Annotated in this window: 14 protein-coding genes; 12 read left to right on the top strand and 2 right to left on the bottom strand. The window is 69.9% G+C overall.

What is annotated here, in order from left to right; genetic code table 11:
- Positions 1–41: 41 nt before the first annotated feature.
- From map to truA, 8 genes are all read left to right on the top strand, one after another.
- Positions 42–893, top strand: a complete 852-nt coding sequence (gene map, locus ACFY8W_RS10150) for a type I methionyl aminopeptidase (RefSeq protein ID WP_391102674.1) — start codon at positions 42–44, stop codon at positions 891–893.
- A 196-nt stretch (positions 894–1,089) separates the two neighbouring features.
- Positions 1,090–1,311, top strand: a complete 222-nt coding sequence (infA, locus tag ACFY8W_RS10145) for a translation initiation factor IF-1 (protein WP_003956442.1) — start codon at positions 1,090–1,092, stop codon at positions 1,309–1,311.
- 62 nt (positions 1,312–1,373) lie between these two features.
- Complete coding sequence (gene rpmJ, locus ACFY8W_RS10140) at positions 1,374–1,487, top strand: 50S ribosomal protein L36 (protein WP_003956441.1); 114 nt, start codon at positions 1,374–1,376, stop codon at positions 1,485–1,487.
- Between the two features lie 189 nt (positions 1,488–1,676).
- Positions 1,677–2,057, top strand: coding sequence for a 30S ribosomal protein S13 (rpsM, locus tag ACFY8W_RS10135; protein ID WP_017239590.1), 381 nt, complete (start codon positions 1,677–1,679; stop codon positions 2,055–2,057).
- Positions 2,058–2,123: 66 nt separating this feature from the next.
- Positions 2,124–2,528 carry a 30S ribosomal protein S11 gene (gene rpsK / locus ACFY8W_RS10130; protein WP_003956432.1) on the top strand — a complete coding sequence of 135 codons (405 nt, stop codon included), beginning with the start codon at positions 2,124–2,126 and terminating at the stop codon, positions 2,526–2,528.
- 129 nt (positions 2,529–2,657) lie between these two features.
- A complete protein-coding gene (locus tag ACFY8W_RS10125; protein WP_265864056.1) occupies positions 2,658–3,680 on the top strand; it encodes a DNA-directed RNA polymerase subunit alpha in 1,023 nt (340 codons plus the stop codon).
- Between the two features lie 80 nt (positions 3,681–3,760).
- Complete coding sequence (gene rplQ / locus ACFY8W_RS10120) at positions 3,761–4,231, top strand: 50S ribosomal protein L17 (protein ID WP_391102670.1); 471 nt, start codon at positions 3,761–3,763, stop codon at positions 4,229–4,231.
- 86 nt (positions 4,232–4,317) lie between these two features.
- Entirely contained in the window at positions 4,318–5,193 is an 876-nt protein-coding gene (truA, locus tag ACFY8W_RS10115; RefSeq protein WP_391102668.1) for a tRNA pseudouridine(38-40) synthase TruA, read from the top strand.
- Here truA and ACFY8W_RS10110 read toward each other — a convergent pair.
- A complete protein-coding gene (locus tag ACFY8W_RS10110) occupies positions 5,164–6,126 on the bottom strand; it encodes a hypothetical protein (RefSeq protein WP_391102665.1) in 963 nt (320 codons plus the stop codon). The two genes, truA and ACFY8W_RS10110, sit on opposite strands and share 30 nt — an antisense overlap.
- Before the next feature lie 56 nt (positions 6,127–6,182).
- Here ACFY8W_RS10110 and ACFY8W_RS10105 point away from each other — a divergent pair, with 56 nt between their 5' ends.
- The 4 genes from ACFY8W_RS10105 (at position 6,183) to glmM (ending at position 10,728) form a co-directional block, all read left to right on the top strand.
- Complete coding sequence (locus ACFY8W_RS10105) at positions 6,183–7,805, top strand: ATP-binding cassette domain-containing protein (protein WP_391102663.1); 1,623 nt, start codon at positions 6,183–6,185, stop codon at positions 7,803–7,805.
- A 417-nt stretch (positions 7,806–8,222) separates the two neighbouring features.
- Positions 8,223–8,666: a 50S ribosomal protein L13 gene (gene rplM, locus ACFY8W_RS10100; protein ID WP_391102661.1), complete on the top strand. Its 444-nt coding sequence runs from the start codon at positions 8,223–8,225 to the stop codon at positions 8,664–8,666.
- Positions 8,667–8,710: 44 nt separating this feature from the next.
- Positions 8,711–9,223: a 30S ribosomal protein S9 gene (rpsI, locus tag ACFY8W_RS10095; RefSeq protein WP_128985116.1), complete on the top strand. Its 513-nt coding sequence runs from the start codon at positions 8,711–8,713 to the stop codon at positions 9,221–9,223.
- 146 nt (positions 9,224–9,369) lie between these two features.
- Positions 9,370–10,728 carry a phosphoglucosamine mutase gene (gene glmM / locus ACFY8W_RS10090; protein ID WP_391102658.1) on the top strand — a complete coding sequence of 453 codons (1,359 nt, stop codon included), beginning with the start codon at positions 9,370–9,372 and terminating at the stop codon, positions 10,726–10,728.
- Positions 10,729–10,788: 60 nt separating this feature from the next.
- Here the strand turns inward: glmM and ACFY8W_RS10085 are convergent, their stop codons facing one another.
- Positions 10,789–11,742 carry a DUF389 domain-containing protein gene (locus ACFY8W_RS10085; RefSeq protein ID WP_391102656.1) on the bottom strand — a complete coding sequence of 318 codons (954 nt, stop codon included), beginning with the start codon at positions 11,740–11,742 and terminating at the stop codon, positions 10,789–10,791.
- Positions 11,743–11,744 lie beyond the last annotated feature (2 nt).

Raw genomic sequence — 11,744 nt, 5'->3', positions numbered from 1 at the left:
GTTGTTCCGACCCCTGTAATCGAGGAAAGGCCGCGGCCGAGATGGTGCAGATCAAGACCCCCGAGCAGATCGCGAAGATGCGCGAGGCGGGGCTGGTCGTCGCCGCCATCCACGCGGCGACCCGCGAGGCGGCGGTGCCGGGTGCGACGACGAAGGACCTGGACGAGGTCGCGCGCAAGGTGATCGCCGACCACGGGGCGAAGTCGAACTTCCTCGGATACGGCGGCTTCCCCGCCACCATCTGCACCTCGGTGAACGAGGTCGTCGTCCACGGCATCCCGGACGACAAGACCGTCCTCAAGGACGGCGACATCATCTCCATCGACGCGGGCGCCATCGTCGACGGCTGGCACGGCGACGCCGCGTACACGGCCTTCGTGGGCACCGGTCACGCGCCGGAGCTGGTCGAGCTCTCCCGGGTGACGGAGGAGTCGATGTGGGCCGGCATCGCCGCGATGCGGCTGGGCGCGCGCCTGGTCGACATCTCGAAGGCGATCGAGACCTACATCAAGCGCCAGCCGCGCCCGTCCGTCGGCGACCACAGCCTCGGCCGTTACGGGATCATCGAGGACTACGGCGGCCACGGCATCGGCACCGAGATGCACATGGACCCGCACCTCCTGAACTACGTCTCCCGCAAGCGCGGCAAGGGCCCGAAGCTGGTCCCCGGCTTCTGCCTGGCGATCGAGCCGATGGTCTCCCTCGGCACCCCGCGCACCGAGGTCCTCGCCGACGACTGGACCGTCATCACGACGGACGGCACCTGGTCCTCCCACTGGGAGCACTCCGTCGCCCTGACCGAGGAGGGCCCCCTGGTCCTGACGGCGGTCGACGGCGGCAAGGCGAAGCTGGCCGAGCTGGGCGTGACGGCGGCGCCGGACCCGCTGGCGTAGCCGGCCGCGGCCCCGCCGGCCGGGGGGCTTCGAGTGCCCTCGGGGGCGCTCGCGTAAGGATCTTCTACGGTGGGCAGACTTCCCGATTCGTCTTTTCGTGGGGCCTGACGTAGACTGATGCGTCGGCTCTCGTGTACCCGTGTGTCCTCACCCGGAGAAGAGAGTCGATCAAGGTAGCCGATTCGAAGGGCGAAGCGTGGCCAAGAAGCAAGGTGCCATCGAAATCGAGGGCACCGTGATCGAGTCTCTGCCGAACGCCATGTTCAAGGTGGAGCTCCAGAACGGTCACAAGGTCCTCGCGCACATCTCCGGCAAGATGCGGATGCACTACATCCGAATCCTCCCGGACGACCGGGTCGTCGTGGAGCTGTCTCCGTACGACCTGACGCGTGGCCGGATCGTCTACCGGTACAAGTAGATCTTGCCTGCACCCCCGCACTCGCGCGGGTGGTGGCACTGACCCGGAGAACCTCACATCCCATGAAGGTCAAGCCGAGCGTCAAGAAGATCTGCGACAAGTGCAAGGTGATCCGCCGCCACGGTCGGGTCATGGTCATCTGCGACAACCTGCGCCACAAGCAGCGCCAGGGCTGACGCACGCCGACCGACCTGCATCTCGCAGTTCTTCGCGCGACGCATAGCAATACGTACATACGCAGAGCCCGTCCGGCCGTGAACCACGGCTGACGGCACCTCCGGCGGGGGCCGGGGACCCGGTTCGTACCTCATACGGCAGCCGGGGCCGGTTCTGCGGAAGACCCCCGAATACACAGGAGCCATTGAATGGCACGCGTTTCCGGTGTTGACATCCCGCGCGAAAAGCGTGTGGTGGTCGCACTCACCTACGTCTTCGGCATCGGGCGTACCCGGTCCGAGGAGATCCTCGCCTCCACCGGCGTGAACCCGTCCACCCGTGTCCGCGACCTTGCCGAGGAAGACCTCGTCAAGATCCGCGAGTACGTGGACGCCAACCTCCAGACCGAGGGTGACCTCCGCCGCGAGATCGCCGCCGACATCCGCCGCAAGGTCGAGATCGGCTGCTACCAGGGTCTGCGCCACCGTCGTGGCCTGCCCGTCCGCGGTCAGCGCACCAGCACGAACGCCCGTACCCGCAAGGGCCCGCGTCGCGCCATCGCCGGCAAGAAGAAGCCGGGCAAGAAGTAGTCCACAGCGGACGCTTGACCACACGGTCTTCGCTGTAGGACCGACCACCTCCCGTAGGAGTTATAGATGCCCCCCAAGGGTCGTCAGGGCGCTGCCAAGAAGGTGCGCCGCAAGGAAAAGAAGAACGTCGCTCACGGCCACGCGCACATCAAGAGCACGTTCAACAACACGATCGTCTCGATCACGGACCCGTCCGGCAACGTGATCTCCTGGGCCTCCGCCGGCCACGTCGGCTTCAAGGGCTCGCGCAAGTCCACCCCCTTCGCCGCGCAGATGGCCGCCGAGTCGGCCGCCCGCCGCGCGCAGGAGCACGGCATGCGCAAGGTCGACGTCTTCGTCAAGGGTCCCGGCTCCGGCCGTGAGACCGCGATCCGCTCCCTCCAGGCCACCGGCCTCGAGGTCGGCTCGATCCAGGACGTCACCCCCACCCCGCACAACGGCTGCCGTCCGCCGAAGCGCCGCCGCGTCTGACGCAGCGACGCCTGTGCGTCCTTGAGTGTCCGGGCGGTACGACCCCGAAAGGGGACGTGCCGCCCGTACCCTTGGCAGTACCTGTCGGACGTCAAATAGTGGGCGTCCACAAACGAAGGAAACGAAGACATGCTTATCGCTCAGCGTCCTTCGCTGACCGAAGAGGTCGTCGACGAGTTCCGCTCCCGGTTCGTCATCGAGCCGCTGGAGCCGGGCTTCGGCTACACCCTCGGCAACTCGCTCCGCCGCACCCTCCTCTCGTCGATCCCCGGCGCTGCTGTCACCAGCATCCGCATCGACGGTGTCCTGCACGAGTTCACCACCGTGCCGGGCGTCAAGGAGGACGTCACCGACCTCATCCTGAACATCAAGCAGCTGGTCGTCTCCTCCGAGCACGACGAGCCGGTCGTGATGTACCTGCGCAAGCAGGGCCCCGGTGTGGTCACCGCCGCCGACATCGCGCCGCCGGCCGGTGTCGAGGTGCACAACCCCGACCTGGTCCTCGCCACGCTCAACGGCAAGGGCAAGCTGGAGATGGAGCTGACCGTCGAGCGCGGTCGTGGCTACGTCTCCGCCGTCCAGAACAAGCAGGTGGGCCAGGAGATCGGCCGTATCCCGGTCGACTCCATCTACAGCCCCGTGCTCAAGGTCACCTACAAGGTCGAGGCGACCCGAGTCGAGCAGCGCACCGACTTCGACAAGCTGATCGTCGACGTCGAGACCAAGCAGGCCATGCGCCCGCGTGACGCCATGGCGTCCGCCGGCAAGACCCTGGTCGAGCTGTTCGGTCTGGCCCGCGAGCTCAACATCGACGCCGAGGGCATCGACATGGGCCCGTCCCCGACGGACGCCGCCCTGGCCGCCGACCTGGCGCTGCCGATCGAGGAGCTCGAGCTCACCGTCCGGTCGTACAACTGCCTCAAGCGCGAGGGCATCCACTCCGTGGGTGAGCTCGTCGCCCGCTCCGAGGCGGACCTGCTCGACATCCGCAACTTCGGTGCGAAGTCGATCGACGAGGTCAAGGCGAAGCTGGCCGGCATGGGCCTGGCCCTCAAGGACAGCCCGCCCGGATTCGACCCGACCGCCGCCGCCGACGCCTTCGGCGCCGACGACGACGCGGACGCGGGCTTCGTCGAGACCGAGCAGTACTGATAGCTGCCCGTAGGCATCCGCCTGCGGGGCCCTGACACCGGTACCTGATACGGCCGGTGCAGATCTCAAGGAGAATCACCATGCCGCGTCCCACCAAGGGCGCCCGCCTCGGCGGCTCCGCCGCGCACGAGAAGCTGCTCCTCGCCAACCTGGCGAAGTCGCTCTTCGAGCACGGCCGCATCACCACGACCGAGGCCAAGGCCCGCCGCCTGCGTCCGGTCGCCGAGCGCCTGATCACCAAGGCGAAGAAGGGCGACATCCACAACCGTCGCCTGGTGCTGCAGACGATCACGGACAAGGGCGTCGTCCACACGCTCTTCACCGAGATCGCCCCGCGCTACTCCGAGCGCCCGGGTGGCTACACCCGCATCACCAAGATCGGCAACCGTCGTGGCGACAACGCCCCGATGGCCGTGATCGAGCTGGTCGAGGGCGAGATCGCCAAGAAGGCGACCGTCGCCGAGGCCGAGGCCGCCACCAAGCGCGCCGTCAAGGAGGCCGACGAGGCCCCCAAGGCCGAGGAGACCACCGAGGACGCGCAGGACGCCTGAGCGTTCTGACGATCTCGTGGCCGGGCCCGCACCCTTCGGGGTGCGGGCCCGTTCCGCGTGCAAGAGGTTCTGAGAGGATTTACGGCGTGAACGGCGAGAGCGGCTTCAGCGATGACGTGCGGGACGGCTTCGTCCGCGTCCGGCTCGACCTGTCGTACGACGGCAGGGACTTCTCCGGGTGGGCCAAGCAGGCCCGCGGCCAGCGGACGGTCCAGGGCGAGATCGAGGACGCGCTGCGCACCGTCACCCGCTCCCAGGAGACGTTCGAGCTGACCGTCGCCGGCCGCACCGACGCCGGAGTGCACGCCCGTGGCCAGGTCGCGCACGTCGACCTGCCCGTCGCGCTGTGGGAGGAGCACCGCGAGAAGCTGCTCAGGCGGCTCGCCGGGCGGCTCTCGCACGACGTCCGGGTGTGGCGGCTCACCGAGGCGCCCGCGGGCTTCAACGCCCGTTTCTCGGCCGTCTGGCGCCGGTACGCGTACCGGGTCACCGACCACCCGGGCGGCGTCGACCCGCTGCTGCGCGGGCATGTCCTGTGGCACGACTGGACCCTCGACATGGACGCCATGAACGCCGCCGCCGAGCGGCTCGTCGGCGAGCACGACTTCGCCGCGTACTGCAAGAAGCGCGAGGGTGCCACCACCATCCGCACGCTCCAGGAGCTGCGCTGGGAGCGCCGTCCCGACGGCATCCTGGAGGCCACGGTCAAGGCCGACGCCTTCTGCCACAACATGGTCCGCTCGCTGGTCGGCGCGCTGCTGTTCGTCGGCGACGGCCACCGGCCGGTGGAGTGGCCGGGCAAGGTGCTCGCCGCGGGCGTGCGGGACTCGGCCGTGCACGTCGTACGGCCGCACGGCCTGACCCTCGAAGAGGTCGGCTATCCGGCCGACGACCAGCTCGCGGCCCGCAACAGGGAGGCCCGCAACAAGCGGTCACTCCCCGGGAGCGCCGGCTGCTGCTGAGGCCTGGGCGCGCCCGCGGGCGTAGATCTGGTTGAAGGTGAAGGTGCCCACGTCGTCGCTGGCCTGGAAGACCGCCCGGTCGGTGGTGGTGACCTTCTTGCCGTTGAGGAAGCCGGCCTGGGTCAGGTAGACGTAGCGGCCGATCGAGTTGGTGCGCCGCAGGCAGACGGTGGCGTGGCAGAAGTCCTTCACGCCGCCGCCGGCGAGCGGCGCGATGCCGCCGCTCGCCTGCTTCTTCGCCTTGAGGGCCTGGTCGTCGGTGGGGAAGACCGCGACGCCGACGGTGACGGCGACGCCGTCCGTGACGTACGTGGCACGGATCACGCGCGTGCAGCCGTTGTTCTTCAGGACCGTGCCGAGGCCGCCCTGGGTGACCGCCGCGCAGTCGGTCGTGGAGGAGGTGGCGCCCTTCTGGTACGGGCGCTTGTTCATGGTCAGCTTCTTGCCCGGGTAGAGGCCCTCGGGGCTCAGCGGCGCCTTGTCCTTCTTGGCGTCGGAGATGAAGTCCATGGGGTTCGGGGGCGGCGGCGGGGCGACCGAGGAGAAGGTCGGGGCCGGGCTCGCGGTGTCGGTGGGGGCCGCCGAGCCGGTCGGGGTGGCGCCGCCGTTCTTGGCCTGCTCGTTGTTCTTGTTGGTGGTGACGATCGCGGTGGCGACGACCGCGCCCACGGCGAGAGCGGCGACGGCCGCGCCGCCGATCACCAGCCAGCGCTTGCGCTTGCTGCGGGCGGCCGAGGCCTCGGCGAGCGCGCCCCAGTCCGGGGTGCCCGTCGCCTGCGCGCCCGGGAACGGGTTCGCCGGCTGCTGCTGCCCGTAGGGCTGTTGCGGCTGCTGCGGGTATCCGTATCCGTACGACTGCTGCTGCGGGTATCCGTACCCGTGTCCCTGCTGTCCCTGCTGCTCGCCGCCCGGCTGCGGTCCCCCAAAGCTCATGCCGCGCATCCTAAACCGGTTGGGATCCAGGGGCGCGGGCGGTGACAATGCCCCTCATGGGACATGTCGAGGCCGCACACCTGGAGTACTACCTTCCGGACGGGAGGGTCCTGCTCGGGGACGCCTCCTTCCGGGTCGGCGAGGGTGCCGTGGTCGCCCTGGTCGGCGCGAACGGAGCGGGGAAGACCACCCTGCTCCGGCTGATCTCCGGGGAGCTGCAGCCGCACGGCGGCGGCGTCACCGTCAGCGGTGGGCTCGGTGTGATGCCGCAGTTCGTCGGCTCCGTACGGGACGAGTCCACCGTCCGTGACCTGCTGGTCTCGGTGGCGCCCGGCCGTATCCGGGAGGCCGCGAAGGCGGTCGACGAGGCCGAGCACCGGATCATGACGGTGGACGACGAGGCCGCGCAGATGGCGTACGCGCAGGCGCTGAGCGACTGGGCCGAGGTGCAGGGGTACGAGTTCGAGACCCTGTGGGACATGTGCACGACGGCCGCGATGGGCGTGCCGTACGAGAAGGCGCAGTTCCGGCAGGTGCGCACGCTGAGCGGCGGCGAGCAGAAGCGGCTGGTCCTTGAGTACCTGCTGCGGGGCAACGACGAGGTGCTGCTGCTCGACGAGCCGGACAACTACCTGGACGTGCCGGGCAAGCGCTGGCTGGAGGAGCGGCTGCGGGAGACCCGCAAGACGGTGCTCTTCATCTCCCACGACCGGGAGCTGCTCTCCCGGGCCGCGCAGAAGATCGTGGCCGTGGAGCCCGGTCCCGCGGGGTCGGACGTGTGGGTGCACGGCGGCGGTTTCGACACCTTCCACGAGGCGCGGCGGGAGCGGTTCGCGCGCTTCGAGGAGCTGAAGCGGCGCTGGGAGGAGAAGCACGCGCAGCTGAAGAAGCTGGTGGTCAACCTGCGGCAGGCGGCGGCGGTCAGCCACGAGATGGCCTCGCGGTACGCGGCGGCGCAGACCCGGCTGAGGAAGTTCGAGGAGGCCGGCCCGCCGCCGGAGCCGCCGCGCGAGCAGGACATCCGGATGCGGCTGCGCGGCGGCCGGACCGGGGTGCGGGCGGTGACGGCCGAGAACCTGGAGCTGACCGGCCTGATGAAGCCGTTCTCGCTGGAGGTCTTCTACGGGGAGCGGGTCGCCGTCCTGGGCTCGAACGGCTCCGGCAAGTCGCACTTCCTGCGACTGCTCGCGGGCGACGGGTCGGTGGCCCACACGGGCACCTGGAAGCTGGGCGCCCGCGTGGTGCCCGGCCACTTCGCGCAGACCCACGCGCACCCGGAGCTCTTCGGCCGCTCCCTCGTCGACATCCTGTGGACGGAGCACGCCAAGGACCGGGGCGCGGCGATGTCGATGCTGCGGCGCTACGAGCTGGAGCGCCAGGGCGACCAGCCCTTCGACAAGCTCTCCGGCGGCCAGCAGGCCCGCTTCCAGATCCTGCTGCTGGAGCTGGCGGGCACGACGGCGCTGCTTCTGGACGAGCCGACGGACAACCTGGACCTGGAGTCGGCGGAGGCGCTGCAGGACGGCCTGGAGTCGTACGAGGGCACGGTCCTGGCCGTGACCCACGACCGCTGGTTCGCCCGGTCCTTCGACCGCTACCTGGTCTTCGGCTCGGACGGGGTGGTCCGGGAGACGAGCGAGCCGGTGTGGGACGAGCGCCGGGTGGAGCGGGCGCGGTAGTCGGCGCGGTGACCTCGGGCCGCCGTCGGGTGCGGGACGGGGCCCGGGGCCACTGATCGACGGACGGAGTCCGGCGCAGCCGGCCGAAGCCGGGAGGCCCCCTGGGGCCGAGCCGTGCGAGGGCGGCGTGGAGGAGAGGGGCCGAGCGAGCCGGTGTGGGACGGGCGGCGAGTGGAGCGGGCGCGGTGACCTGGTGTCCCGCGGCGTTTTGACCCGTCGGGGGTGCCGCGGGTACCGTTGGCGTTTGTTATGCGTATTGGCTTCGTCGTTCTCACGCGAGGGGCCGCTACGCAAGTTCCCTGGAGCAGTTACCAGTGGCTCGCATACGGGCGTTTGTTCCCGGCAGTGCAGGCCCCAGCTGCATGATCGCTTCAGGTGTGTCTGGACTCCATCCACTGAAGAAGCGAAGGCTACGAAGTGCGTACGTTTAGCCCCAAGCCCGGCGATGTCACTCGCCAGTGGCACATCATCGACGCGCAGGACATCGTCCTGGGCCGTCTGGCGACGACGGCTGCGAACCTCCTGCGAGGCAAGCACAAGCCCGTCTACGCGCCCCACATGGACATGGGCGACTTCGTCATCATCATCAACGCCGACAAGGTTCACCTGTCGGGTAACAAGAAGACCCAGAAGATGGCCTACCGCCACTCTGGCTACCCGGGTGGTCTGCGCTCCGTCCGCTACGACGAGCTGCTGGAGAAGAACCCCGAGAAGGCCGTCGAGAAGGCCATCAAGGGCATGATCCCCAAGAACTCCCTGGGCCGTCAGATGCTCTCGAAGCTGAAGGTCTACGCGGGCGAGAACCACCCGCACGCTGCCCAGCAGCCGGTTCCGTTCGAGATCACCCAGGTCGCGCAGTAATTCCGGCCACACCCCCTAAGAACGAAAGAAATCTGAGGAGCATCGTGGCCGAGACCACCCCCGAGACCCCCGTCGACGAGTTCGAGGGCGTCGAGGAGTACACCACGGAGACCGAGATCGTCGAGGGTGACTACACCTCCGAGTCCCTCGCGTCCCGTTTCGGCGACCCGCAGCCGGCTGCCGGCCTGGGCCGTCGCAAGAACGCCATCGCCCGCGTCCGGATCGTCCCGGGCACCGGCAAGTGGAAGATCAACGGTCGCACCCTTGAGGACTACTTCCCCAACAAGGTGCACCAGCAGGAAGTCAACGAGCCCTTCAAGGTGCTCGAGCTCGACAACCGCTACGACGTCATCGCCCGCATCGCGGGTGGCGGCGTGTCCGGCCAGGCCGGCGCCCTGCGCCTCGGCGTGGCCCGCGCCCTCAACGAGGCGGACGTGGAGAACAACCGCGGCCCGCTGAAGAAGGCCGGCTTCCTCTCCCGCGACGACCGCGCGGTCGAGCGCAAGAAGGCCGGTCTCAAGAAGGCCCGCAAGGCCCCGCAGTACAGCAAGCGCTAATCGCCTGCTCGGTCTGCTTGGTCCGTACGCCCCGGCGGCACTGCCCGTGCCCCGGGGCGTACGGCTTTTTCACATCTTGCTTTCATAATCTTGGGCACGGGGGCACGACCCTGGGACCTGGGCACAAGGACTTTCGGAGGACAGCTGTGGGACGACTCTTCGGCACGGACGGGGTACGCGGCGTGGCCAACGCCGACCTGACGGCGGAGCTGGCGCTCGGCCTGTCGGTCGCGGCCGCTCACGTGCTCGCCGAGACGGGCACCTTTGAGGGCCATCGGCCGACCGCCGTGGTGGGGCGCGACCCGCGTGCCTCGGGAGAGTTCCTGGAGGCCGCCGTGGTGGCGGGCCTCGCCAGCGCGGGCGTCGACGTCCTCCGTGTCGGCGTGCTGCCCACGCCCGCCGTGGCGTACCTCACCGGCGCGCTCGGCGCCGACCTCGGCGTGATGCTGTCCGCCTCCCACAACGCCATGCCCGACAACGGCATCAAGTTCTTCGCCCGCGGCGGCCACAAGCTCGCCGACGAGCTGGAGGACCGCATCGAGTCCGTCTACGAGGAGCACCGCACCGGCGCGCCCTGGGACCGTCCCACCGGGGGCGGCGTCGGCCGGGTCCGTGACTACGACGAGGGCTTCGACAAGTACGTCGCCCACCTCATCGCCGTGCTGCCCAACCGCCTCGACGGTCTGAAGATCGTCCTCGACGAGGCCCACGGCGCCGCCGCCCGCGTCTCGCCCGAGGCCTTCTCCCGGGCCGGCGCCACCGTCGTCACCATCGGCGCCGAGCCGGACGGCCTCAACATCAACGACGGCTGCGGCTCCACCCACCTCGACCTCCTCAAGGCGGCCGTGGTCGAGCACAAGGCCGACTTCGGCATCGCCCACGACGGCGACGCCGACCGCTGCCTCGCCGTCGACGGCCGGGGCGCCGAGGTCGACGGCGACCAGATCCTCGCCATCCTCGCCCTCGCCATGCGCGAGGCCGGCACCCTGCGCGGCGACACCGTCGTCGGCACCGTCATGTCCAACCTCGGCTTCAAGCTGGCGATGGAGCGCGAGGGCCTCTCGCTCGTCCAGACGGCGGTCGGCGACCGCTACGTCCTGGAGTCGATGAAGGAGCACGGCTACGCCCTCGGCGGCGAGCAGTCCGGCCACGTCATCGTGCTCGACCACGCCACCACCGGCGACGGCACCCTGACCGGCCTGATGCTCGCGGCCCGGGTCGCCGCCACCGGCAAGTCCCTCACCGAGCTCGCCGCGGTCATGGAGCGGCTGCCGCAGGTCCTGGTCAACGTGCCGAACGTGGACAAGTCGCGGGTGGGCACCTCCGCCGAGCTGGCCAACGCCGTGGCCGACGCCGAGCGCGAGCTGGGCTCCACCGGCCGGGTGCTGCTGCGCCCCTCCGGCACCGAGCCGCTGGTCCGGGTCATGGTCGAGGCCGCCGACATCGAGCAGGCCCGCTCGGTGGCCGGGCGGCTCGCCGACGCCGTGAAGTCGGCGCTCGGCTAGGGCAGTACGGCACACCGCCGGCCCCCGCCCCGGATTCCCGGGCCGGGGGCCGGCGTCGTCTCAGGGGCGCTTGCCGCCGGTGCGGGTCCAGTGGCCGCGCTGGGTGCGCCACAGCAGGACCTGGCCGAACAGGGTGACGGTGCCGGCGAGGATGATGCCGGTCAGGTTGAGCAGCAACTGCTCGATGGATCCCCACATCTGGCCGTACTGGCCGTAGGACAGCGCCACGGCGGCGTTCGCGGCGGCGGGGACCGTGGTCACCGAGATCGCGACGCCGATGAGCGCGCCGGACTTCGTCGAGGTGAGCGAGAGCGTGCCGGCGGCGCCCGCGAGCAGGGCGACGACGAAGGAGAACGGGTCCGGCTGCCAGATGAAGCTGGTGTTGGCGCGCGGTCCGTCGAGCTGCTCGACGCTGAACAGGCCGAGCGCGTCCATGCCCAGGCTGAACACGGTCGTCGCGACGATCGCCGCGGCGAAGCCGACGAGCAGCGCGTACGACGAGCGGAGGACCAGCTTCGGGGCCCGCCGGACGATGCCCGTGCAGATGCCGGCGAGCGGGCCGAACTCCGGCCCGACGGCCATGGCGCCCACGATCAGGATCGCGTTGTCGAGGACCACACCGCAGGCCGCGATCATCGTCGCGATGATCATGAACGCGCTGTAGGTGATGGTGAGCGTCGACTCCTCGTGGGTGGCGTCGGTCAGCTGCTCCCAGATCACGGCGTCGGCGGCCTCGCCGGGCGCCTCCTCCTCGGCGGCCGCGGCGCGGGTGGACAGCGACAGGTCGATGTTCTCGACGGCGATCGAGCCGTCCTGATCGACCTTCAGCTCCCGCATGCCGTGGAGGAGTTCCTGCCCGGCCTCACGGGCGACGTCGCACAGGACGAGGTCGCCTGACGGGTCCCGGGCGGCGCCGGGAAGCACCACCAGGTGGGTGGTGCCGACGGTCCGCTCGATGAGCGCGACGGCCGCTTCCGTACGGTCGGGCGGGACGATCAGTCGGAGGTGCAGCATCC

Source organism: Streptomyces sp. NPDC012637, from assembly GCF_042954805.1.
Lineage (GTDB): Bacteria > Actinomycetota > Actinomycetes > Streptomycetales > Streptomycetaceae > Streptomyces.
Note: the sequence above shows the minus strand (reverse complement) of the source record. Positions and strands in the feature narration are given on the sequence as shown.